Consider the following 24440-nt stretch of genomic DNA (forward strand, 5'->3'; position numbering starts at 1 on the left):
CCTGACATGCGGACGATCGATGATCGTCCCTACGGGCGAGACCCTCCCTCAACCATTCACCATTCACCAAACAACGCCCCTCCCGCAGTAGGGCGTTGGTCGAGATGCCACATTAGTTGAGGAGATGTACATTTTGTAGGGTACGGCATTCATGACGTACCGTATGGCAGAAACGTTTCTCCCCTATCTCACGCTTTCGATAACAAAAACGCCCGTCATTCTCGGTACGTCGACAAGCGCCGTACCCTACGGAAGCATGGATCTGCTCCGCATTTATATGGGATATATCGGAGAGGTGACGGGAGGAGCAAGCCCCTCCCCTACATATATGCAGATACTCTTCCTCACAATAATCATTATTCATTCTTCAGTCTTCAATTTTCAGTTTTAAGTACACACGCCCCTCCCCTACAATAGACGTTGCATTATACGTTAACTCCTAATTTCTAACTCCTAATTTCTAACTCCTAATTCCTAATTCCTAACTCCTAATTCCTAATTCCTCATTAAAAAACAGCACCGCCGAAGCGGTGCTGTTGCTGTATCGCTCACGATCAGAAATCATGCTGATCATACTGCGGGTCGTTGATTTTATTGTTCTTGACGACGGACAGGAAATCATCGAAGGAATCATAGCCGTTGAAGCCCTCGCCGTAATTGAAAAACATCAGGTGTCCGCCCTTGCCGGAGCCGTCATAAACCAGATCGCCGTTGGACTTTATGACAAGGTTCTCATAATACACGCTCACATAGCGGTCGCCGAAATCCTCACCGTGGCTGGTGATCGGCACCTGATAAACGTCCCATACGACGTTCTCGTTGGTATCGGGGTCATAGCGCAGATAGAGACAACGGCGTTTCATCGATTGGTACCTTTCATCGGTGAGACCCTGCGCGCCTTTTAGTTTATCTTTGCTTTTGGTTTCGATATCCGCCATCACATCGGCGGTAAAGTTCTCAAGATCCTTCTCCACACCCTTGAGCCCCGCAACAGTATATGCCTTGGTAACATCTTTGATCATCGCGTTGTCATCGACCGGGCTGAATTCGATCTTGACGGACTGACCGTTGCGCAGTCTGCCGTCCTCATAGCAATGTGTTTTGATATCACGCGAATCAAACGGCGCGTCATCATGATAGGTATAGACAATGTGTCCGCTGCCGTCGAGCCCCTCAAACGATACGTCGATATAGGACGACGGATCGGTGAGCTTGGCGTCCACAACTTTGACGATTATCGTGCCGATGGCAATGAGAATGATCAAAATCAAAACAGGGGTTAAGCATCCGATCACACGACCCTTCACCCTTCTGTTTCGCGCGCTTTTCTCAGCCTGTTCAGCCTGTTTGCGCTCATATTCCTGCCGGGCTCTGCGTTCGGCGTCGTTGAACTCCGCCTCCGCCTTGTACTTACCCTTAAAGGCCTCATACGCCTTTTGCTCTGTCGAGCGTGTATCCAGCTCCAGCAGGGAGTCGCAAAAGGGGCATTTTGTCACCGGCTTGCCGTTCTCATCGGGAACGATCGTGCCGCCGCAATGCGGACAGTTCCATGATTTCATTTCAGACATTCGCTTCAAACTCCTACCAATTTGACATTATCATAGCCCGTGACACGCGTTTTCACACCTGTCACGGGCTTCTTCATGATTGTTATTGATCGATCAAACAACGAGCGGTTGCTTAGTTTCTTCTGCCTCTGCCGCCGCGGGGGCCACGACCCCTGCCGCCGTCACGACGGGGCTTGCGCTCCTCATCGGGGTTGTTCTCGGGGGTCAGACCGTCTACCTCGATCAGCACATCTCTGCGGCTGAGGTTCAGTCTGCCCTTGTCGTCGATCTCCTGTACCTTGACGCGGATGACGTCGCCGACGTTGACGACGTCGGTCACCTTGTCGACACGCTTGACGTCGAGCTGGCTGATGTGTACCAGACCCTCCTTACCCGGAGCGATCTCGACGAACGCGCCGAAGTCCATCAGGCGGGTGACCTTGCCCAGATACATAGCGCCGGGCTCGGGATCGGTAGCGATGGTCTGGATGATCTCGATCGCGCGCTGGCACTTCTCAGCGTCAAGACCCGCGACGAATACCTGACCGGTCTCGCCCTCTTCCTCGATGTCGATCTTACACTCGCACTGCGCCTGGATCTCCTTGATGACCTTGCCGGACTTACCGATGACCTCGGCGATCTTGTCGGCGGCGATGGTGGTGGTGAACATCTTGGGAGCGTACTTGCTCAGCTCCTTACGAGGCTCGGCGATCGCCTTGAGCATGACCTCGTCGAGGATGTAGTTACGCGCCTTGTGGGTCTTTTCAAGCGCTTCCTTGACCATCTCGGGCAGCAGACCGCTGATCTTCAGATCCATCTGGATCGCGGTGATACCGTCATGGGTACCGGCTACCTTGAAGTCCATGTCGCCGAAGAAGTCCTCAAGACCCTGGATGTCGACCATGGTCATCCAGCGCTCACCTTCGGTGATCAGACCGCAGGAGATACCCGCGACAGGCGCCTTGATCGGCACACCCGCGTCCATCAGAGCGAGGGTGGAGCCGCAGACGGAGCCCTGTGAGGTGGAACCGTTAGAGGATACGACCTCACTGACGAGGCGTAAGCTGTAGGGGAAATCCTCCATCGAGGGGATCACGGGCAGCAGCGCTCTTTCAGCCAGCGCGCCGTGACCGATCTCGCGTCTGCCGGGACCTCTGGAAGGTCTTGTCTCGCCGACAGAGTAGGAGGGGAAGTTGTAGTGGTGCATATAGCGCTTTTCGGTCTCGTCATCGATACCGTCGAGCAGCTGCATATCGCCGACCGTACCGAGGGTGGCGATGGTCAGGACCTGAGTCTGACCGCGGGTGAACAGACCCGAGCCGTGTACTCTGGGCAGGATACCGACCTCGCTCGCGAGCGGGCGGATATCATCCATGCCTCTGCCGTCAACGCGCTTCTGCTCGTCTAAGAGCCAGCGGCGGACGATGAACTTCTGTGTCTTGTACAGGCACTCGTCGATCTTCGCTTCACTTTCGGGATAGATCTCGTCGAACTTCTCATGAACCGCCTCATAAATGGGCTTTAAGCGCTCATCACGAACGGTCTTGTCGTCGGTGTCGAGAGCCGCCTTGACGTCCTCCTCGGCGAACGCCTTGATAGCCTCGAACATCTCATGATCCGGCTCGTTAGAGGGATATTCAAACTTGGGCTTGCCGATCTCGGCTACGATGCCCTTGATGAATTCAATGATCTTCTGGTTGGCTTCATGACCCGCCATGATCGCGTTGTACATGACCTCGTCGGAAACGCAGTTCGCGCCGGCTTCGATCATCGCGATACGGCTGTCGGTAGAAGCGACGGTGGTGGACATGTCGCTGACCTTGCGCTGCTCGGCGTTGGGGTTGATGACGATCTCGCCGTCAACCAGACCGACGGAAACGCCGGAGATCGGGCCGTTCCACGGGATGTCGGAGATGGAGATCGCGATCGAGGTACCGATCATCGCGGTGATCTCGGGAGCGCAGTCGGGATCCACGGACATCACGGTGGCGACGATAGAAACGTCGTTGCGCATATCCTTGGGGAACAGCGGACGGATCGGGCGGTCGATGACGCGGGAGGTCAGGATCGCCTTCTCACTGGGTCTGCCCTCACGGCGCATATAGCTGCCGGGGATCTTGCCCACGGAATAGAGCTTCTCTTCATAGTCCACGGACAGCGGGAAGAAATCGATGCCGTCCCTCGGCTTCGCGGAAGCGGTAGCCGCTACGTGGACGACGGTCTCGCCGTAGCGTACCAGACACGCGCCGTTGGCGAGCTGGGTCATTTTGCCGGTCTCAACGACCAGCGGTCTGCCCGCGAGCTCGGTCTCGAACACGCGGTACTTGTCAAAAGTCATAGCTTGATTAGCCATAGAGTTACCTCCTGTGAAATGAATTGGTACAGGATCTTTACAGCCGTTTAGCAATAAAACCAAAGGATTTCAATCGTAGGGACGTACCCAAAGCCTTCCCCTCGGGGGGAAGGTGGGCTTTTAGGCTGACGCATGTCAGACTAAAAGGTCGGATGAGGGGAGTCCCTTTCCGGTTGATGCAGGATTCGGTAAGACTGTGTCCTGACCGAGAACCGAGGATATGTCTCGTACTCTTTGTCAGGATAATCATTAGGACAAGTCAGCCCCTCATCCGTCACCTGCGGTGACACCTTCTCCTCGCCGGAAGCGGCTCCCCCCTTGTCCTTCGGACATTCCCCCAACGGGGGCGCCCCGAGGGGAAGGCAAGAAAATCCTCTCGTTTTACCGCTAAGCTGAACTGTAAAATCCCGAGAATGGATTGTTTTCGCAAATCGCCTATGACGAAATGCAGGGCAAACGGAAAGCTCCGTCTGCCCTCATGCCTACTTGATTACTTACGGATACCGAGTCTTTTGATGATGGAACGGTATCTCTCGATATCTACCTTGGTGAGGTAGTTGAGCAGCGCGCGGCGCTGACCGATCATCTTGAACAGACCGCGGCGGGAGTGATGGTCCTTCTTGTGGATCTTGAGGTGCTCGGTGAGGTCGTTGATTCTCTTAGTGAGCAGAGCGATCTGAACCTCGGGAGAACCGGTGTCACCCTCATGAGTCGCATACTCCTGCATGATAGCAATCTTTTCTTCCTTCAGCATTTGTTTTCACCCTTTCGTTATTTATTGCGCTCCGCATAGTACAGGGCAGGTGAAGTCCTCATCGAGGCGTAGCCCCTGAACCATATCGGGCGTTATCGGCACACGCTGAACATCCGCTCAGCGGATACCAAGAGTTATCATACCACAATTCTTCTCAAATGTAAAGAAAAATCGGATAGAACTTCTTCCTATTTTATCGGATATCAGCTGTCTTTTTTGGACAAATTACCCATCAGTTCCCGCGCCTGCTTCTTCTGCGCCTTATCCAGCGCGCGATATCGGGCGATCAGGCCGCGCTCATCCTTGCTGAGCTGATAGATGGGGCTGTTGTTGCGGGCGGTGTCCTTCAACCCCTGCACGGCGGGATCGTCGGCGGCGTCCATCGGCAGCAGCTCCGCGGGCGGCACGTTGTAGATCGCGGCGAGTCGGACGATGGTTCTCAGGTTCGGCTCGGTATCGCCGGTCTCATATTTGGTATAGGTCGAGCGCTCGATATTCAGCGCGTCGGCGACCTGCTTCTGCGACAAAACGCACGCCTCGCGATAATGCCGGAGCTTTTCTGCGACCTTATCATTCTTCGGCGACACGGGATCGACCTCCTTTTCCGCGTTTCGGGTAAATACCGATATATCGACATGACAACGGCGTCATTGCAAGGGCACGGCACGCGTGTCAGCCCACAGCGATCTCAACCGAATGGATCGGCGTTTACTCAATGTTCATTGTCTTAGTCCGCGTGATCGGGTGGATCCGCGGGCGCGTACAATGTGCTTTTCTCTCAGTATATCGTGAAGAACCTTCACTTTCCTTAACCCGTGCGTTTTTTTCACCCTCTCCCCCGCATGACCATCGATTTCAGAATCTGCCGCAAATGGCAGTATTTCGGCAATTTTCATCTTATCGATCTTGGCAGGCGCCGGCATTGACGCTAAACCGATCGCTTCACTTTTGAGTGTTGTTGCATGGATGATTTTACCAAATCAAAGATTTGGACAACACCTCAAGCCCGCCTGCGCTTTCTGCGCCGAAACACGCTTGCAATCTTGCTCATTTTTCATTCCTTCGGAGTTTTGACGGTGCGGTTTTTTGTCTGACCGCGGCAGGATATATCCTCATCGTCAGGCAAATCGCGGATCCGCTCCGCCTTGGGCGCCGTATTTCGCCTCGCGTTTCGCACGAAAAACGGCATAGCTATGCCGATCCGCGCCCTGGATCCGACAGCCGTGATCCTCATGAAAACAAGATCCTTATGATAGCTTTCCCCGCCCCGAAAAAAATATCTTGAAAAATCCGATAAAGTAGGTTATAATACTGAGGTACGGGAAACGACGGTCATCGAATGACGCGCCCGCCGCCTCAATACTATGGTGGATTCATGTTTTCGGCGCGGCATATCAACCGACTCGTGTTCGATAGGACAGATCACCTTTCCGCGACATGAAAGAGCTTTCACGAGCCTCGCTATGAAGCAGCCGATACCGCAACAGTTGTTTCGTTGCCCCGTACTTACCCAACAGAATATCCGCTAGAGTGGCGCAGTTGGTAGCGCAATTGATTCGTAATCAATAGGTCGTGGGTTCGAGTCCCATCTCTAGCTCCATCAAAAACCGCATGGATAAGCCTTTTTTAAGCCTACCCATGCGGTTCTTATCGTTAACCGAAAATCTCCCCGCTTGCTGATGGCAAACGGGGAGGTTTTCATGTTGATGAAATTGATGATGTTGATTATGCTTGATTGGGCGTTACCGTTTCATTGATCGGATACGGAACGGTCATGCCGGCGAGATATCTTTGGATAAACGTCACGTCGGTAATGTCGGTGCTGCCGTCATTGTTGACGTCGCCTGCCGCTTCGTTGTAACATGCCGTTACGCTCATATCGGCAAGCGCGCGCTGTATCCACGATACGTCGATGATCGTCACCTCGCCGTCGCCGTCCACATCGCCGAGGACATACGGCTTGTTGCTGAGATAGCGCATGGTGACGATGTCGGAGGTCACGCTGAAATTGCCGCAGATAACGACACAGCGCACGCCCTGATCGACATAATCCGCCTTATGCTCACCGTCGATCGCAATGCTGAATTCGCTGTGGAACACATCTTCGCTGTCGACCGTCTTGTTGGGCTGAGCCACCGTGTCGGTTTTGACCGTCTGCCATTTATCCGTCGCCTCATCATAGCGCTGCCAGCAGAAATCCATCGTGTCGTCGATGTCGACCGTCTTGACGGCGTCAATACCGAAGGTCGCGGTCTCATCATCGGTATTCTCCGCCATCCAGTAGGTTTTCGGCTGCTTTGTGATTTTGATATCGCCGTTGGTATTCTGTTCGATACTGCCGGTCGAAATCGAATCCGTCAGGATGCCTTCGGTCACGATCAACGTGCCGTCCTGCTGCGTCTGCTTCTTTGCGGGAGCAAGATAGAACCTTTCCTCGTCGGTGTAGGTGTTCTTAGCCAGATGAACGGTATAGAGCGTGTAATCGGAGTTTGGATCCGGTTCGATCACATTCTCTTTGTTCTGGAGATGGATCAGATTGCTGCCGGTGTTCGAGTCGGACATATAGACGTTATAGCCGGTCGCCATGCGCTCGGGATTGCGGTTCTTGCTCTTCCACATCAGGGTGATATCCGCGGAGCCGTCGCTGTTCTTCTCGATCGACTGGATCGTGAATTTCTCGGGCTGTTCGGGCGGGAGCTCATAGTTCTCCGTAAAGTAGCTCAGCGCGAAAACATCTGTGTTGGCGCTCATATCGACATTGTCATCGTCGATCCCCTCGCGGTCGATCTCAAAGCCCTCCATCTTGTAGCAGACTGAGGTCGCTCTGTAATTGTACAGAGTACCGTTTTCGGGATCGTAGTGACGGATCTGGCTGTTGACCGAAGTATACATATTATCCTTATCGCTGCCGGAAAACTCCGCGCCGTCGGGCAAGGTGCGGACGGGGGAGTTGTAGATCGTGGTGAAGGTCACGCCGTCGGAGTTGGTTCTGCCGGCTGTACCGCCGATCTGAGCCGTAAAGTTGCCCGTAACACTGCTGCCGCCCTGGAAGATCAAAGCATTCGCCTTGAAGCCGAATTTGACCCCCAGCGAAAAGTTACCCGTTACGCTGCCGGAGTTATCGTTTTCGGTCGCGAAGGTCAGGCTCGCGCCCTTCATGACTTCCTGTTCATTGTTGACGACGTCAACGGCGACCATACCGCGGTCAGTATCGCTCACATCACCGATCGTGGTTCTGCCGATCGCGTCGTTCAGATTGTGGTCATACAGAGAGGGATCGCCGTAACAGGATTTGGCAAGCTTCTCTCTGTCGATCATCTTGGCGGAGGTATCGGGAGGCAGGGTGTCTTCGGTTTGCTGCGTACCGTCGATGGCAGTCTCAAGCGCCGTGTTGTACTGATCGATCGTCAGAGAGGAGAAGACAGGATCCTGTGCTTCGCTGAACTCCACGATCTCGGGTACCTCGTCAGGATCTTTGGTTTTGACGACCTCATAGACGTTGACGATGACCGGTATGACATAGCATATCACGCAGTCCTCGGGAGAATCGATCATTATGCTCTTGGTAAGCTCCCTCTGGTGGGCGCAGGAATGGCTGAAAACAAAGTCGAGTCCGGCGGCGATCGAGGTCTCGGCTTCTCCGCCGACCAATCCGCCGATCTTGAACTCCACCGATTCGGAATAACCTAACGCGAATCCCACACCGACATTCAAGCCGGAATAATTGCTCAAACCGGTCGTGATATCGAACTCGTAGTTGTAGAGCGAGTTCACTTCCGGATAATAGGGAGGAACCTGCATGACGGAATACAGCACCGGAGCGGAGTAGGTGGCGTAGGAGCCCGCCCAGCGGTAGTAGAAGGTATCCTCCTCCGTGTTCATGAAGTTGACGAACAGCGTGGTGCCGTAGTCATCCTCGTCCCTCTTGCTGAAATAGTCGTTATACGCTTTGCACGACCAATGATCCTCATCGTCAGAATCGGTATCCGAGATGATGGAGATATCCATATAGACGTTATCATCGTTCGCGTCGACAGGGTCGGAGGATACGATCGCGATCTGATCGACGGCGGATTTGTTGAAGAAATGACCCGAGGTGCAGGTGCTCAGCCACATGGTGCTGTCTTCGGGATCCTTGTCGGCGCAGACATGCTCGCTCAGATCATAGCAGTACTCCTTGCTGAAGGACACGCTATCACGCGGGAAGTTTTTATCGTCATGACCCGGCTGCGTGTCGGTGATATAGTAGAGCGTCGAGCCGCTCGGGTTGCTTTCGGAATAGACCGGCGTGCCGGTGACCTTTGCGTTCTGACAGTCGAGGATCACGCCCTGGATGCAGAGCTGATCCTTGACGCCGGATGAATCATAGAGATAATGGCCTGCGCACATCGCCGTCGGCTCGATCGCGCTGTAATGGTCGATACCGAGATTGCCGGGAGCGTCGACCTCCATCGGCGTCAACCACACCATCTCATACTTCGTGCCGTTATGGGTGATGATATTGACATAGTTGTGCGACTGATCGAAGGAGCCGTAGCTGCGGTTGATATCCTCCCCGCCGTCGGGCTTTTGCAAATCCTTTTCCTTGAGACCCGCGACAACAAGCTCCTTGAAGCCGTCGCCGTTGAGGTCGGCGTCACAGGAGTTGATATAGTTCATGCGCATGGAATTTTCGTCAAAGGGCAGGTATTCATACCTGAACAGCTCGTTGAAGTCGCTGCCGTCATAGCCGAAGATCTTGGTAATAGAGTTGAGATCCAGGTTTTTGTCCTTGTAGTGACGCGGTACGGATACCGTGATTACCAGATCGTCGTGCGTTTGATACTGGGTCGCGCCGGTAGAGGATTGTTTATCCTCGCCCAGACGGGTCGAGGTGGTGGACAGCGCCACGGTAGGCAAAAACCAATCGTCGCCCATCTTGCCGTAATCGGAAGTGAAATCCGTAAGATGGAATTCCTTCAACTTTGCGTGAGAGAAATTGCCGTTGCCGTCCTTGGTGAACTTTTCGATGATGACGCGCGCGTCGGCTGCGTTGCTGTCGTTCCCCTTGTCGGGCATATAATAGGCGAGCTCTTGTGTGCCGTCGCCGTCATAGTCGCCCACTGCCAGCGGGACATAGCCTCTGCTCTCACCGACCGGGATATCGCGGACATAGTCGCCCGACTGCATATAGGTGGTGTATTCATCCACCTGATTCCATTTGTATTTCTCGCCGTCCTGCACTCTGTCAAACAGCTTCACACGGATCGAGGAGCCTTTATCGGGATCTTTTTCCTTATAGCACAGGCTGAAATAAACCAGCTCATCCAAGCCGTCGCCGTCGACGTCGATCCCCATGCCGTTGCTGGTCTGGATATCCCAGTCATCGCTGTCGTCATGCCATTGCGTGTATTCGGTCTCTCTGCCAAGATCGATGAGATCGTCGTTCAATTCCGACGCGTTGCCGATCTCGACGTCGTTGTAGGTATTGATATAAGCTTCATAGTGATCATGGTGGTCGGTATCACTCACCAGCAGCTCGTTCGGATTGACGAAGGTGAAGCCCGCCATCGGGTTCTGGTACTGCGCGTTGGTCGCGTATTCCTTCGCCTGCGCCGTCAAAGCGGCGGAGTCAAAATTCAACGAATCATAAACGCTGCTGTCACAGGAAAGAGAAATGAAGTTTTCATCATAATCCTCTTGACCCTGCTGCACAAGATCGAGCGCCTTGCTGCCCTCCAGCTCGCTGGAGCTGCCGGTATGCGGAATCAGAAGATCAGTCTCCAGCTCATCCGTGCTGTACTGACCGAAGCTCCCGTCGCCTGCCGTCGCGGCGAGCTGCGGGGTCTCCAAAGCAGAAACGCTGAAGCTCATACCGAAAACGGATACCGTGATCAGTACGGACAGTACGATCGCTAACAGTTTTTTACCGAATCGCAACATACTACGATCCCTCCTTGATAAATTTTACACTAAAAATATAATACAAAATTGTCGGTTTGACAAGAGTTTTTTCGATGACGGATCCGATACCCTTACCGCCCTCGCTGACGCAAAAACAGACTGTACCCCCGGTGAGAGTACAGTCTGAATATGTCAAAACAGATAAAAGGGGCGGCAGATCAATCGGCAATGTCCAGAATGGAATCAAAGCCGGTCTGTGCCAGTATCTCTCTGACGGTCGCATTGATACCGGTCAGCCTGACCCCGTCCGGACTGCCTTTTTTCATGATCAGCAGAACGCGTAAGCCCGCCGAGGAGATGTATGCCAATTCTCCGCAGTCGATAGCGACGGCTCGGAGCGTATGCTCCACCTTGATCCGCTCATAGAGCGCCAGCAGATTCGGCGCGGTGAGGGTATCGACTCTGCCCTTCAAGGACAAATTCAAGGTTTCGTTCGCTACATTCGCCTGCACATCGAAGCTCTCACTGCTCAGATCAGCAGAGTCGACCGCGACGCTCTTATCCATCGTTGTGATCTTCCAGTAGGCGCATTTGTGCATATTCTGTCGGATCGCCTCAGCCTGATCGGGCGTGACCTTACCAAGGCTGTTGATCTCGGGCATATACTCCGACAGGATCATACGCTCCGCCCTCAAGCCGTGCGCGGCTAAGAACTTCATCGCGTTTTTCATATTCTCTGCCGCGTCGCCACGGGGGCTGACGTTCAGCGAATTGCCACCCACGTTGACGTCCGACTTGTCCTCCGCGGTGGTCTTGCTCTGCATCATGATCTCCATGAAGCGGTCGCCGGCGATCGGCTGCATCGTCAGGATGTACTGCATCCCGGCCTCGGTATCGGCAGTCAGCCAACAGCCGCCGCGCTCTTTGAGGATCATGCGGATATTGTCGCACAGCGCGCCGACCTCGGAATCGGTGAAATACATCAAGAGGCCTTCGGTCGTGATGCACAGGGGACCCTCGGCGTCCTTGAGCGCCGCTTTCAGGGATTCGCCGTTCGTCGCGTCCACGCCGCAAAAATGCACCAAGGAGCGTTGATCCTCATCGATCAGGGACAGGATCGCGGGCTCTGCCTCAGCGATCGCGGCGGGCAGATCCAAGCCGTAATACGCGATCCCCTTCTGCGCCATCGCTTTGGCGCGCGGGGTATAGCCGCAGGGCAGATCCACCAGCGTTTTGCAGCCGGTCTCCTCGGCGATCGCGGCACAGGTACGCCAGCGTGTTTCCACCAAGATCATGTTGGCCGTCATCTGCTCGGGCGCTACCGTTGTCGTAGCGCTGTTCTGTGTCTCCTCAAAGGACAGGTTCAGCTTTTCGGCGACCGAAGCCGCGTCCCCGACGCCCGCCGCAGCGAGCTGAAAGACCGTCATTTTGGCGGTATTGAATACCGGGTTGACTCGTTCCAATAAGTTTTGATCCATCCGTAACATCCTTTTCTGAATTAGTAGGTAATGATAGGGATACGCGCCGGATTACCTCTTTGATTGGAATCATATCACAGCGCAGGGGGGATGTCAACTAATACTATCAGGATCAATACGTCGGAAAAGATGACGGCGCGTCAATCGGCGTCCGTACAGAGGAAAACGGCAAGGTATCAGCCCTGCCCGATGCTGCTCGGCTATGCAAAAAATCATAAAATTACGGTTGTAATATATTGTAAAATAAGGTTGTTTATGCTATAATCATCAACAGAAGAATCCTTTCCCCCATGTTCCGAAACGAAGGTTAAATTTGCCGTGACCTCGGCTTGTGCCGAAGTCCCGCAATGCCTGTGAAAAGTCTGTAACGTGACCGAAGCGGCGCTGATACAGGCGCCCATGCCTGACCCGAAAAGCCCGGCTGAGCTTCGGCGGTACCGCGGCGGCCACGATCGTGTAATATTCTATCTGAAACGGAGGAAAAGAAATGAAAAAAATCTTACTGGTGACTCTTGCCGCAATGATCCTGCTGCTCACCGCGTGCAGCGCGGGTCAGACAAAAGCGACCGAGCCCGCCCAAGCGACCAAGGATGAGGCTGCCGTCACATCCAATCGTCCCGAGGACAGCACCGCTGTGATGCTGCCGAAGTACACCTACACCCTCAACGGCTCCCACGAGGTAAAGGGCAGACAGGGTGTGTGCAGCGAGGGCGACTACTACTGGGTCAGCGGCTCGACCACTCTGGCGAAGTACGACAAGGACTGGAACCTGATCAAGATCAACGAAGAACCCTTCAAGGGCTATGAGGTCGAGGTCAACCACATCGCCGACATCGATGTGTACAACAACGAGCTGTACATCGGCGCCGAGTACTTCATGGACGGCGTAGGCAAGAACATCCAGGTCGCGGTCTATGACGGCGACACCTTAGAGCTCAAGCGCACCTTCCCCTTTGAGGCGGAAAGCGGTCAGCTCGAGTGCTCCGGTATCGCGGTCAACCCCGATAACAGCACCGTATGGATGTGCTCATGGGTCGGTGAAGAGAGCGGTCGTTATCTGTACGGCTACGACCTGAAGACCGGCAAGTATCAGGGCAAGGTCCATATGCAGATGCCGCCCCAGTGGCTGCAGGGCATCGCCTACTATGACGGTTACTTCTACATGACCGCCGACGACGGTACTGCCGACGACAAAGAGCCGGATCACCTCTATCGCACCAAGATCAACGAAGGCGCGACCGACTGCATCGTAACGCTCGAGCGCACCTTTGACGATGTTACCCTGCAGGGCGAGATCGAGGGTCTGACCTTTGACCACGCCAAAAAGCAGCTGCTCCTGCTCTATAACCGCGGCGCGCGCATCGTGCTGGGTATGCCCAAGGGCTTCTATGACGGATATGATAAAGAGATCAGCGAGGTATTCGTCTACGATATGACTGAGAGAAGCAAATAAAACCGAAATAAGATGATCAAACAGGCTGTGCCCTCGAGGGATTGACTCAAAGCCAAAACGGCAATCAGTACACCCTCACCAATATTGCGGGAACATCCGCGATCTTTGATATTGATAACGATACCGTCTTTACATCAAACTTTGAGAATTTCACGACGCTTGCTTATTCCCTGCAGGTCGAAGCAGCCGGCGGCGTTGATAATAACTACCCCTTTGTCAAGCTGACCGATACGAACGAGCCTGCCGATCCCACTCCTCTTACGCTGAACCTCGGCGAATACGGGATCGACCTGCGCGGCGATGATACGGGTGTTTACGCGCCTGTCGCTACCATCAGCGATATCTTCGCGACCTCAGAAACCTATTACGTTGTGTATGCCGGAGAGAAGCTCTATACAAAGGAATTTGCCAAATCTCACCAGCCGACAGCCGCTTTGGATACCGATCCCGATTTCCTCGCGGCGATCCAGGAGGATCATCCTGCCGATCTGGCGGATTTCACCTATCGCGAGCTTTGCTTCAATCTCGATACATGGTACGGTCAGCCGGGTCAGGAATATGTCCACGATGATCTCGCGGGCGTCAAGCTCGACGATCTGCTGACAGAAAAGTATCCTCAGATCAAAGCATGGCTGCAGTCTACCGACTTCAAGACCTTCTACACCGGCATGTATCACCTGATCAACGGTCTGTTGTTCGACGGAGGACATACCACGATCGCATCGAGACTGAACACCGAGAATCAGCCTCTTTTGGTAGAGGTGTTAAACACTTTTGCCGGGCAGCCGTATCAGGGACGATTTGTTTTCGCAAGCTTCACAAAGCAAACCGACGCCAAATCACGTACCCCGATCCGTGACGCTGCCTACGGCGGAGATTACTACATCGAGCAGGGCGACACCGCCATGATCCACTTCGACTCCTTTGTCGTTGACTACAACGGCTGGAAGGCATTTTATGCCGGAGAAGGGGAGCGTCCGCTGACCTTTACCGACGCGACAGGCACAAAGTATGATACCGTAGGTACGGTTCTCTCCGGTCTCGAGCGCGCCAAGCAGAACCCCGAGATCAAGAACATCATCATCGACATGAGCTGTAACGGCGGCGGCGACTCCGGAGCGATGATGGCAATCGAATGGCTGATCAACGGTCAGGGTTATCTTCGCTTTGAAAGCCGACTGACGGGACGCGTCAAAACGACTACCGCTCATTTCGATATGAACTTTGACGGCGTCTTTGACGAGAACGACGTCAGCCCCTATACCGATTACAACTTCGGCGTGCTGACCAGCAACTACGCCTTCTCCTGCGGCAACGCCTTCCCGTGGTTCATGCACGAGCACAACAAGATGATCCTCGGCGAGATGACTACCGGCGGCGCCTGCGCGATCCGTCTCACCTCTGCCGCGGGAATCGAGTTTGCGTGTTCCGCCGCTTCCAGCAAGATCGTCAGCGATTCCGGCGAAAGCGTGGACTTCGGCTGTCCGATCGACGTCGACCTGACTGTCGAGGGCGAGAATCGTTATCTGAACTTCTATGACCTCGATCTGCTCAGTGCGAAGATGAACGAGTATTATGCGAATAGTCATTAAAACGAATAGCGATCGCCGTGATCGGCGGTCATGAAAGAGCCTCCCCTGTCAGCTTTGAACCAAGCTGATCGGGGAGGTTTTTTACGATGATGAAGTAAAAACGAGGCTTCATACAATTGACAGTGAACGGATATCTGCTATAATGAAAACGGAAAATCATAAATGAGGTGATAGAGATGAATCGAGCACTATTCTCGGAATACAGATCGATGTATTCCTCCGCCAGAGAGCACCCGACCGTCATCCGCATCAGGATCCGTATGCGCGATCTGGTCGATCCCGATTGTATGCGGGACGCGGTCGATACAACCATGAAGCGTTATCCGTATTTTTGCGTCGAGCTGAAGGTCGGCGAAAACAACCTGTGGGAATATGCCGACAACGACAGACCCGTCGTCATCACCCATTCGCTCAGCGGCGTTGAGCTGAATTCGGAAGCATCCAACTACCATCTGATCTCGTTCTCCTATCAGGACAACTGGATCATCATGGATGTGTCACACGCCCTGACCGACGGCACGGGCGCCTATGAGGTCGTCCGCACCTTCCTGTATTATTACTGCTCACAGCGCTATCACGCGGCGATCTCGCCGGACGGGGTACGTCTGGCAGGCGATGTGATCGCACAGGAGGAATGGGATGATCCGATGGAGAAAGCCACCGATCTGCCGACGCCTCCGCGCCCCGAACTCCCTGCGGCGATCAATCCCGTTATCGACGCCCATCAAAAAGGAGACTTCGAGAGAACGGTATACAGCGTCGCCATCGATGAAAAGGAATTCATGCGGTTCAACATCCAGAATGACGGCAGTCCCGCCACGATGATCGCCCTGCTGTTCAGCCGCGCCATGGCAAGGCTCTATCCCGACCGAAAGGACGCGATCCGCGTCGCGCTCGCGTTAAACCAGCGCGGCGGTCTGGACACGCCGTTAGCGCATCAAAGCCTTGTCGGAGGCGTGTTCTTAGAGTATAAGGACGCGATCAAGGATTGGACGATCGAGCGACAGGCTACCGCCTACCGCGGCATGGTGTTCGTCCAGACGATGAAGAAAAACGTCTTGGCGGGCGTCGCCTCCATGAAGGGCGTCAATCAAATGCTGATGTCAAAGACGTCCGATCAGGAACGCCTTGCCATCGTGGACGCGATGGGCGAAGTGACCGACCGCCTCATCACCGCGACCGTCAGCTATGTCGGCAAGGCGGGCTTTAAGGAATCGGAGGATTATATCCGCGATTTCCGCCTATGGACGAGCGCCGCGGGAAACACACTGCTGATCGAGGTATCCGCCGTGGGCGGCAGATTCACGATCGACTTTTTGCAGTCCTTCTCCTCTCCCCTCTACGTCAACGCGTTTTTAGCGGAGCTGGAGGATAACGGCGTCAAATACGATCTGCAGGATGTCATGAAGACCGAGCTGCCCAACATCCGCTATCCGTGGGCGGAGTAACGGCGGCTCGCATCATACAAGCATAGATCAAAACCCATAACTACACAAGAAACGATCAGCCCGATGACTCAATCCGAGGTCACCGGGCTGTTTTTATGATATCACCTTGATGTTATTGTAAAGGCTACCTAAGGAAAGAAAAATCAACCCTCAGTCTGCTCCGCAGACAGCTCCCTTCGGTCGGTCAATTGATGCAATCCCTCCGAGCTCGTAAGCGAGCCCACCTCCCTTTACCAAAGGGAGGCTTTTTGATAGATAATAAGGATAAACTCGATGGGAGTGGTGAGGGTGGTGCGTTCCTCGAGGCGCTTCATACCATCGGACGGCGTATGGTAGTAGTACGGCGTCATCTGAAACAGCGCGTCGATATCCTCGCGGCTGTGCAGGGTGATCTCGCCCCGCACACGGATGCGCTCGATCGCGGTCAAGCCCTCTGCAGACGGCTCCTTTTCATCATTGCGGTAGGGCTGATCGTAGAGGACTTCCTTGAGCCCGTAGAGGTGATCCCTGCCGGGGATCGCCGTGATCAGCACGCTGTCATCCGCGAGGATACGCCGAAACTCCGCCGCGTGGAAGGGTGCGAAGAGATGGAACGCCGCCTTGACAGCGCCGTCCGCGATCGGGATCGCGGCGATATTCGCGACGAAGAACCGCGCGTCGAGCTTGCGCTTTGCCGCCAAACGCACCATATTCTTGCTCAGGTCAAAGCCGTAGAAGCGGCGGTTGAGCCGTTGCGCGGCATAGGCGGTGTAGTACCCCTCGCCGCAGCAGATATCGAGCACCGTGTCGCCATCCGACGAATAACGGCTCAGACATTCTGTCACGGCTTCTGCCAAGGGCGCGTAATACCCTTTGTTGAGGAAGTCGCGGCGCGAGAGCGCCATCTCCCTGTTGTCGCCGATCTTATCCCCGCTTCTGTGCGCCGAAAGGAGATTGACATAGCCTTCCTTCGCGACGTCGTAGCTGTGGCGGTTTGTGCACCGCCATATCCTGTTGTCCGATATCAGCGCCTGTCCGCAGACAGGGCATTTCATGATCTCCATATCTACTCTCCATACTCATCAGTCATTCAGCCCTATTATACACCGAAATCGACCGGTTGCCAAGACCGACCCGCATGATTTTGAGCCTCCGCGACGGATGACAGCATCAAAGTGAAAAAAGCTGAAAAAGAGATGGACATATCGGCGGTTTCCTGCTATGATAAGAGAAAGAGAGCCGACAACGGATCAGCATATAATAATCTAAAGCAAGATAGGAGAAAAAACATGAGAATCACGGTTTTGAACGGAAGTCCGAGAAAACAAAATACCGCCGCGATGGTGGACGCGTTCTGTGAGGGCGCAAAGGAGGCCGGCCACGAGGTGGAGGTGCTCCATGTCGGCAAAATGAAGATCGGCGGATGTATGGGCTGTGAATACTGCCACACCAAAGGCGAGGGCAAGTGCATCCAGAAGGACGATATGGAACAGGTCATGGCGGCATATCTCGACGCGGATATGATCGTTTACGCCTCTCCGGTCTACTACTTTGACGTCACCGCTCAGCTGAGCGCGGCGATGCAGCGTGTCTATGCTATCGGCAAGCCCCCGAAGGCGACAAAAGCGGCGCTGCTGATCAGTTCCGGCTCGCCGAACACCGGCAAGGGCGCGATCACGACCTATCGCGATATGCTGGGCTATATGCAGATCGAGGACGCGGGCGTGTTCACCGCCGCGGGCGACGAGAACAAATCGGAGGCAAAGCTCTCTGAGATCAGAGAATTCGCGAAAGCGCTGTGATACCAAACGCTGATTAACGATCAACTGACCGCACGGTTTTCGTGCGGTTTCTTTTTTGCGTAATAGTGTCACTTTATTCTGGAATAGAGTAGAAATCGTACAAAAAGTATGGTAAAATAAAAAGGCTAATTTTGATGATAAAGAAGGGCAAAGCATATGGAAATCTCAACGATGTCAACCAAACGAAGGATCCTCTCGCTGTTTTTGAAGCTCGTGGTCATTGTCTCGGCGACGGTCGGCGTCTATCTCAGCGCTACCGACGGACTGATCGCCTTTATGAGCGGCAGCAGAGTGTTTCGGTTCTTTACGATCCAGTCAAATGTCGCGATCGCGCTGGTCTGCGCTGTGGGCGCGATACTGCTGATCAGAAATAAACCTGTCAGCAACGGCTGGTTCGTCTTTAAGTTCGTCTTTACGGTCGCCATCACCCTCACCGGCGCGGTATTCTGCGTGATGCTGGCGCCCACGCTGGGGGATCAGGCATGGACGCTGAGGAACCTCCTCACCCATGTGGTGGTGCCCATCGCTTCGATCGCGGACTTCTTTGTGACGGGCGTATACGGCGATATCCAGAAGAAGCATGTCCCCTATGTCACCCTGCCGCCTCTCGCCTATGTCATCTACGCCACCATCGCGTATATCGTGGGAGTGGAATTCACCCCGGGCAAGAATTACCCCTACTTCTTCCTTAACTGGGACAGCCCCGCGGGCGCGTTCGGCTTTTGCAAAGGCCTGCCCTTCATGGGCTGCGTCTGGTGGATCCTCCTGCTGTCGCTGCTGATCCTCGGCGTCGGACTGATCTATGTGCTGATCCTCAAGAGGATGAAGCGCCGCCGCAACGGGATCTATCAAAAACAATCATAATCATAGGAGAAACATGGAATATTCAATCACCTTATCACAGTTATTCGATATCAAAGAGGAGTACGCGCAGAACATCATCACCCTGCTCGACGAGGGCAACACCATCCCCTTCATCGCGCGTTACCGCAAGGAAATGCACGGCTCCATGGACGACCAGCTCATCCGCGAATTCAGCGAAAAGCTGGAATACCTGCGCAACCTCGACAAGCGCAGAGAGGAGATCCGCGAGCTGATCGACGGTCAGGAGAAGCTGACCGATGAGGTCAGCGCCGCGCTCGACAAGGCGCAGACCTTAAGCGAGCTCGAGGACATCTACCGCCCCTACAAGCCCAAGAGAAAGACCAGAGCGTCTGTCGCGAAGCAGCGCGGACTGGAGCCGCTGGCGCTCGCGATCATCAGGCAGGAAAAGGGCTTTGACCCCATGAAAGCCGCGGAGGATTTCGTGGACGAAGAAAAGGAAGTGCCCACCGCGCAGGACGCGATCAACGGCGCGATGGATATCATCGCCGAGATGCTCTCCGACAGCGCGGCGATCCGCGCGCATCTGCGTCCGATCTTTCGCAAAAATGCCCTGCTCAAATCGACCGCCACGGACGAGGAGCAGGACAGCGTATATACCAACTACTACGACTATTCGGAGGCGGTCAAGAAGATCGCCGGACACCGTATCCTCGCCGTCAACCGCGGTGAGAAAGAGGGCTTTTTGAAGGTCGGGATCGTGCTCGAACCCGCTCTTGCGCTGAACGTCATCTATCACGCCCTCGACAAGGGCGTAAACCCCTTGTGCTCCGACATCCTGCGCGCCGCGGGTGAGGACGCGTACACGCGGCTGATCTTCCCCTCACTTGAGCGCGAGATCCGCGCCGAGCTGACCGAAACAGCTGACGAGAACGCGATGAAGGTCTTTGCGACCAACCTCAAACAGCTCCTGATGCAGCCGCCCGTCAAGGGCAAGACGGTGCTGGGTCTCGACCCCGGCTATCGCACGGGCTGTAAGGTGGCGGTCGTGGACGACACCGGCAAGGTGCTCGACACGGCGGTCATCTACCCTACCCATTCACAGACAAAGATCGCGCAGTCAAAGCAAAAGCTGCTGGAGCTGATCAAAAAGCACAACGTCGACATCATCTCGATCGGCAACGGAACGGCGAGCAAGGAGACCGAGATGTTTGCCGCCGACGCGATCAAGGAAGCCGATCACCAAGTCTACTATATGGTCGTCAGCGAGGCGGGCGCTTCGGTCTACTCCGCCTCTAAGCTCGCCGCCACGGAGCTGCCGGAGCTGGATCTGACCCTGCGCAGCGCCGTGTCCATCGCCAGACGCTTGCAGGATCCGCTCGCGGAGCTGGTCAAGATCGAGCCCAAGGCGATCGGCGTGGGACAGTATCAGCACGATATGCCGCAAAAGCGCCTCGGTGAGACCCTCGACGGCGTTGTGGAGGACTGTGTCAACTTGGTCGGCGCGGATCTGAACACCGCCTCCCCCGCCCTGCTGCTCCGCGTGTCGGGACTGGGTGCGACCGTGTGCAAAAACATCGTCGCTTACCGTGAGGAGAACGGCGCGTTCGGCTCACGCGCGGAGTTGAAGAAGGTCCCCAAGCTGGGGCCCAAGGCATTTGAGCAATGTGCGGGCTTTTTGCGCGTGCCCGAAAGCCGCAACCCGCTGGACAATACGGGCGTGCACCCCGAGAGCTACAAGACGGCGAAGGAGCTGTTGAAGCGCGCGGGCTACACGGATCAAGAGATAAAAGCCGCCAAGTTCCCCGACCTGCCGGCTAAGGTCAAGTCACTCGGCACGAAGGAGCTTGCCGAACAGCTCGAGATCGGCTTGCCGACCCTCAACGACATCGTCAAAGAGCTGGCAAAGCCCGGACGCGATCCGCGCGACGAAATGCCCAAGCCCCTGCTGCGCTCGGATGTGCTCGACATCAGCGACCTCAAGGAGGGCATGGAGCTGACCGGCACGGTGCGCAACGTCATCGACTTCGGTGCCTTCGTGGATATCGGCGTGCATCAGGACGGTCTGGTGCACATCTCGCAGATCTGCGACAAATTCATCAAGCACCCCTCCGAGGTGCTCAAGGTCGGCGACGTCGTCAAGGTCAGGATCCTGTCCGTCGACGTCAAGAAACAGCGTATCTCACTGACCATGCGCGGCGTTTAAGCAACTGAGACTGCGCAATGACAACGTTAAAGAAAGGTGACTGTCATGAGTAACGATTATAAAGCAATGCAGGATCAATACGCCAAGGAAGCAAAACAGCTCTGGGGCGATACCGATGCCTATCAAGAGAATGAGCGCCGTATGGCGGACTATACACAGGAAGATTGGGACGTACTGCGCGACGGCATGGACAACATTTTTGAGGGCTTTGCGAAGCTGAATGAGCGCGGCGTGACCCCCGATCATGAAAAGCCCCGTCTGCTGGTCAGAAAGCTGCAAATGTTCATCGACGAGCATATGTACCACTGCACCGACGAGATCCTCGCGGGACTCGGCGAGCTGTATATCAGCGACGAGCGCTTCACCAAAAATATCGACAAGCACGGCGAGGGCACCGCGGCATATATCTCCGCGTGCATTCAAAGCTACTGCGCCGACAAGTAACCAAGGTCGACACAACACATTTCACCTGCACCCTACCTGTGCGAAGCAAAGAACCATCCACTCAGGAGGAAGATTTTGAAAGCACTGAAAAAGATACTGTACATCTACAATCATTCGAGCCTGATCCTCAGGATCATCATCGGCATCGTCATCGGCACGGGGCTGGCGCTTTTGTTTCCGAACGCAACATGGCTCTCGATGCTCGGCACGCTGTTTGTCGGCGCGCTGAAGGCGATCGCGCCGGTGCTGGTCGCGATACTGGTCGCGGCGTCGCTCTGTCAAAAGAGCGCCAAGCTCGACCGACGTTTCGGGCTGGTGATCTTCTTCTACCTGTTCTCGACCTATCTGGCGGCGTTTGCCGCAGTCACGGCGAGCTTTTTGTTTCCGCAGACGATCACCCTCGCCGACGCAGCCGCCGCGTCGGGCGCTACCCCTCCCGGCGGACTGGGCGATATCATCAGGGATCTTTTGACCAAGCTGGTCGCGAACCCCATCGAGGCGCTCTCTCAGGGCAATTACCTGGGCATCCTGTTCTGGGCGGTCATCATCGGACTGGCGCTCAAACGCTTCGCGAGCGTTCGCACACAGGAAATGATGCAGAATTTTTCGGACGCGATCACACAGGTGGTGCGCTGGATCATCAACTTAGCGCCGTTCGGCATCTGCGGTCTGGTGTTCAGCGCGGTGTCGCAAAGCGGCTTTGACATCTTTGTCACCTACGGCAAGCTGGTGCTCCTGCTGGTCGGCACGATGCTGACGGTCGCGCTGGTCATCAACCCGCTGATCGTCGGTGTGTCGCTTAGATGCAACCCCTATCCGCTGGTGTTCCGCTGTCTGCGCGAGAGCGGACTGACCGCGTTCTTTACGCGCAGCTCCGCCGCCAACATCCCCGTCAATCTGGGACTGTGTGAAAAGCTCGGACTTGACCGCGATATGTACTCCGTCTCTATCCCGCTGGGCGCGACCATCAACATGGACGGCGCGGCGGTCACGATCACGATCATGACGCTCGCCACGGCTAATACGCTGGGGATCGAGGTATCGTTCCCCGCGGCGATATTGCTGTCATTCTTATCCGCGCTTGCCGCCTGCGGCAGCTCCGGCGTGACGGGCGGATCGCTCCTGCTGATCCCGATGGCGTGCTCGCTGTTCGGCATCTCGGACGCGGTCTCGATGCAGGTTGTCGGCGTAGGCTTCATCATCGGCGTGATCCAGGACAGCATGGAGACCGCGATCAACTCCTCGGGCGATGTGCTGTTCACCGCCGCTGCGGAATATGTGCAGTGGAAAAAACAGGGCAGAGCGCTGCCCGACTTCATGCAGGGGCATAAAAAGAAAGCGTAAAGCGCTCGTTCTCTATAGGCTCCTTTTGGGAAAGGGAGCCTCGGAAAAAGCCTTCCTTTGGGAAAGGAAGGTGTCAGCGTAAGCTGACGGATGAATTGTACGAATTGACCGACCGAAGGGAGATACTCTGTTATGATACTTTGCAATTACATCAACGTAATACAGAATTTAGATACTCGCTTCGCTCAAACATTTTAATACAATTCCTCAGTCGCCAACGGGCGACAGCCTCCTCGCCGGAAGCGGCTCCCCCTCTGTCGCTGCGCGACGTCTCCCCAACGGGGAGCACCTTTCCCAAAGGGAGCCTCTAGAGTGCCAGCGTATCACACGTGCTCCCATTCCTATAGGGAACCTTGGAAAACGACTGCGTACTTTTCACCATACTCTTACAAGGAATACAAAATGAAAACCTATCATTTCTACGGTCATCAGACCGCGACTGTGAAAACCGAAAACGGGCTGACGCCGCGCGACTGCTACGATATCCTCAGCAACATCTGGAGCGCGGATACCTGCGCGCCGCGGATGCGCGGCGACTGGTCGCCTGACAACAAAACGCTCGGTCAGTGCTCGATCACGGCGTTTTTGCTCCAGGACCTGTTCGGCGGCAAGGTGTACGGTATCCTGCGTCCGGGCGGCAATTATCACTGCTTCAACGCGGTGGGCGAGTGCGTCTTTGACCTGACGAGCGAGCAGTTCGGCGACGTGAAACTCAACTACAACGACTGCCCCGAGCAATTCCGCGAGGTACACTTCAAAAAGGAAGAAAAGCGACAGCGGTATGAGAAGCTCAAGGCATCATTCCTCGCCGTCATGCCGACCATCCGACCGATGCGCAAGGAACACCTCGAGCGCTACGGCGCGATCTATGCCGCGGCGTTCTCGGGCGAGCCGTGGAACGATCCGTGGGATCCGCGCGACGCTGTGATCCATGTCGGCGAGCTGCTCAACTCCAAGCAGGCATACGGGCTAGAATATGTCGTCGATCACGAGGTCGCGGGCTTCATCCTCGGCACATCCATGCTGTTCCACTACGGCAGGACGTTCGAGATCAACGACCTCGCCGTCGCGCCCGCATATCAGCGGCAAGGGATCGCCGGACGACTGCTGACCCACTGTCTGGACGACGTCAAGGAACAGGGGATCGTCGGCGTGCACCTGATCACAGCTGGTGAAGGCATCCTGCCACAATTCTATGAGGATTATGGATTCAGCAAAGAGAAGCGTGTGATCCTGATGGGGATGGAAATGTAAAATATCTTTCATAGCCCAATACCATTAAGTCTCTCGCTGACGCTCGATCAGTTGATGCAATCCCTCCGCCTCCTTTCGGAG

The 24440-nt window shown here is 55.1% G+C and carries 17 protein-coding genes and 1 tRNA gene; 11 read left to right on the forward strand and 7 right to left on the reverse strand.

The window, feature by feature from the left end:
• Nucleotides 1-163: 163 nt before the first annotated feature.
• Nucleotides 164-391: a hypothetical protein gene (locus tag JKK62_RS14660; RefSeq protein WP_201428554.1), complete on the forward strand. Its 228-nt coding sequence runs from the start codon at nt 164-166 to the stop codon at nt 389-391.
• A 163-nt stretch (nt 392-554) separates the two neighbouring features.
• On the opposite strand, the gene JKK62_RS14665 is transcribed toward JKK62_RS14660, so the two are convergent.
• From JKK62_RS14665 to JKK62_RS14680, 4 genes are all read right to left on the reverse strand, one after another.
• The gene (locus JKK62_RS14665; RefSeq protein ID WP_201428555.1) at nt 555-1568 is read right to left on the reverse strand and encodes a TFIIB-type zinc ribbon-containing protein; all 1014 of its coding nucleotides are present in this window, start codon (nt 1566-1568) and stop codon (nt 555-557) included.
• Between the two features lie 112 nt (nt 1569-1680).
• Nucleotides 1681-3900: a polyribonucleotide nucleotidyltransferase gene (locus JKK62_RS14670; RefSeq protein WP_243411872.1), complete on the reverse strand. Its 2220-nt coding sequence runs from the start codon at nt 3898-3900 to the stop codon at nt 1681-1683.
• A gap of 490 nt (nt 3901-4390) precedes the next feature.
• Nucleotides 4391-4654: a 30S ribosomal protein S15 gene (gene rpsO / locus JKK62_RS14675; protein WP_201428556.1), complete on the reverse strand. Its 264-nt coding sequence runs from the start codon at nt 4652-4654 to the stop codon at nt 4391-4393.
• 203 nt (nt 4655-4857) lie between these two features.
• Nucleotides 4858-5241 (reverse strand): helix-turn-helix domain-containing protein, encoded by a 384-nt coding sequence (locus JKK62_RS14680; protein ID WP_201428557.1) that lies wholly within the window; start codon nt 5239-5241, stop codon nt 4858-4860.
• Between the two features lie 937 nt (nt 5242-6178).
• On the opposite strand from JKK62_RS14680, the gene JKK62_RS14685 reads away from it, so the two are divergent.
• A tRNA-Thr gene (locus JKK62_RS14685) sits at nt 6179-6254 on the forward strand.
• 125 nt (nt 6255-6379) lie between these two features.
• On the opposite strand, the gene JKK62_RS14690 is transcribed toward JKK62_RS14685, so the two are convergent.
• Together JKK62_RS14690 and JKK62_RS14695 are read right to left on the reverse strand one after the other, a co-directional pair.
• Entirely contained in the window at nt 6380-10576 is a 4197-nt protein-coding gene (locus JKK62_RS14690; RefSeq protein ID WP_201428558.1) for a dockerin type I repeat-containing protein, read from the reverse strand.
• Between the two features lie 179 nt (nt 10577-10755).
• Nucleotides 10756-12015, reverse strand: a complete 1260-nt coding sequence (locus JKK62_RS14695) for an STAS domain-containing protein (RefSeq protein ID WP_201428559.1) — start codon at nt 12013-12015, stop codon at nt 10756-10758.
• 487 nt (nt 12016-12502) lie between these two features.
• On the opposite strand from JKK62_RS14695, the gene JKK62_RS14700 reads away from it, so the two are divergent.
• The 3 genes from JKK62_RS14700 to JKK62_RS14710 all read left to right on the forward strand — a co-directional run bounded on the left by JKK62_RS14700 (nt 12503) and on the right by JKK62_RS14710 (nt 16508).
• On the forward strand, nt 12503-13468 hold the full coding sequence (locus JKK62_RS14700; RefSeq protein WP_201428560.1) for a hypothetical protein: 966 nt from the start codon (nt 12503-12505) through the stop codon (nt 13466-13468).
• 41 nt (nt 13469-13509) lie between these two features.
• The gene (locus tag JKK62_RS14705) at nt 13510-15060 is read left to right on the forward strand and encodes a S41 family peptidase (protein ID WP_201428561.1); all 1551 of its coding nucleotides are present in this window, start codon (nt 13510-13512) and stop codon (nt 15058-15060) included.
• A gap of 176 nt (nt 15061-15236) precedes the next feature.
• Nucleotides 15237-16508, forward strand: a complete 1272-nt coding sequence (locus tag JKK62_RS14710) for a hypothetical protein (RefSeq protein ID WP_201428562.1) — start codon at nt 15237-15239, stop codon at nt 16506-16508.
• A gap of 230 nt (nt 16509-16738) precedes the next feature.
• Here JKK62_RS14710 and JKK62_RS14715 read toward each other — a convergent pair whose 3' ends face one another.
• Nucleotides 16739-17551 (reverse strand): putative RNA methyltransferase, encoded by an 813-nt coding sequence (locus JKK62_RS14715; protein ID WP_201428563.1) that lies wholly within the window; start codon nt 17549-17551, stop codon nt 16739-16741.
• A gap of 225 nt (nt 17552-17776) precedes the next feature.
• Here JKK62_RS14715 and JKK62_RS14720 point away from each other — a divergent pair, with 225 nt between their 5' ends.
• The 6 genes from JKK62_RS14720 to JKK62_RS17625 all read left to right on the forward strand — a co-directional run bounded on the left by JKK62_RS14720 (nt 17777) and on the right by JKK62_RS17625 (nt 24359).
• Complete coding sequence (locus tag JKK62_RS14720) at nt 17777-18289, forward strand: flavodoxin family protein (protein WP_201428564.1); 513 nt, start codon at nt 17777-17779, stop codon at nt 18287-18289.
• A gap of 156 nt (nt 18290-18445) precedes the next feature.
• Nucleotides 18446-19153, forward strand: a complete 708-nt coding sequence (locus JKK62_RS14725; protein ID WP_201428565.1) for a Pr6Pr family membrane protein — start codon at nt 18446-18448, stop codon at nt 19151-19153.
• Between the two features lie 13 nt (nt 19154-19166).
• Nucleotides 19167-21317, forward strand: coding sequence for a Tex family protein (locus tag JKK62_RS14730; protein ID WP_201428566.1), 2151 nt, complete (start codon nt 19167-19169; stop codon nt 21315-21317).
• A gap of 45 nt (nt 21318-21362) precedes the next feature.
• The gene (locus JKK62_RS14735) at nt 21363-21761 is read left to right on the forward strand and encodes a TipAS antibiotic-recognition domain-containing protein (RefSeq protein ID WP_201428567.1); all 399 of its coding nucleotides are present in this window, start codon (nt 21363-21365) and stop codon (nt 21759-21761) included.
• 84 nt (nt 21762-21845) lie between these two features.
• Nucleotides 21846-23105 carry a serine/threonine transporter SstT gene (gene sstT, locus JKK62_RS14740; protein ID WP_201428677.1) on the forward strand — a complete coding sequence of 420 codons (1260 nt, stop codon included), beginning with the start codon at nt 21846-21848 and terminating at the stop codon, nt 23103-23105.
• Between the two features lie 402 nt (nt 23106-23507).
• On the forward strand, nt 23508-24359 hold the full coding sequence (locus tag JKK62_RS17625) for a GNAT family N-acetyltransferase (protein ID WP_243411873.1): 852 nt from the start codon (nt 23508-23510) through the stop codon (nt 24357-24359).
• The last annotated feature ends 81 nt before the right edge of the window (nt 24360-24440 follow it).

Source organism: Ruminococcus difficilis, assembly GCF_016680995.1.

Bases quoted from the DNA above. Each gene is read 5' to 3' on its own strand.
- JKK62_RS14715 (WP_201428563.1), bottom strand. From the start codon at position 17,551: ATGGAGATCATGAAATGCCCTGTCTGCGGACAGGCGCTGATATCGGAC.
- JKK62_RS14735 (WP_201428567.1), top strand. From the start codon at position 21,363: ATGAGTAACGATTATAAAGCAATGCAGGATCAATACGCCAAGGAAGCA.
- JKK62_RS14730 (WP_201428566.1), top strand. From the start codon at position 19,167: ATGGAATATTCAATCACCTTATCACAGTTATTCGATATCAAAGAGGAG.
- JKK62_RS14695 (WP_201428559.1), bottom strand. From the start codon at position 12,015: ATGGATCAAAACTTATTGGAACGAGTCAACCCGGTATTCAATACCGCC.
- JKK62_RS14690 (WP_201428558.1), bottom strand. From the start codon at position 10,576: ATGTTGCGATTCGGTAAAAAACTGTTAGCGATCGTACTGTCCGTACTG.
- JKK62_RS14725 (WP_201428565.1), top strand. From the start codon at position 18,446: ATGGAAATCTCAACGATGTCAACCAAACGAAGGATCCTCTCGCTGTTT.
- JKK62_RS14670 (WP_243411872.1), bottom strand. From the start codon at position 3,900: ATGGCTAATCAAGCTATGACTTTTGACAAGTACCGCGTGTTCGAGACC.
- JKK62_RS14665 (WP_201428555.1), bottom strand. From the start codon at position 1,568: ATGTCTGAAATGAAATCATGGAACTGTCCGCATTGCGGCGGCACGATC.
- JKK62_RS17625 (WP_243411873.1), top strand. From the start codon at position 23,508: ATGAAAACCTATCATTTCTACGGTCATCAGACCGCGACTGTGAAAACC.
- JKK62_RS14710 (WP_201428562.1), top strand. From the start codon at position 15,237: ATGAATCGAGCACTATTCTCGGAATACAGATCGATGTATTCCTCCGCC.
- JKK62_RS14720 (WP_201428564.1), top strand. From the start codon at position 17,777: ATGAGAATCACGGTTTTGAACGGAAGTCCGAGAAAACAAAATACCGCC.
- JKK62_RS14660 (WP_201428554.1), top strand. From the start codon at position 164: ATGGCAGAAACGTTTCTCCCCTATCTCACGCTTTCGATAACAAAAACG.
- rpsO (WP_201428556.1), bottom strand. From the start codon at position 4,654: ATGCTGAAGGAAGAAAAGATTGCTATCATGCAGGAGTATGCGACTCAT.
- JKK62_RS14700 (WP_201428560.1), top strand. From the start codon at position 12,503: ATGAAAAAAATCTTACTGGTGACTCTTGCCGCAATGATCCTGCTGCTC.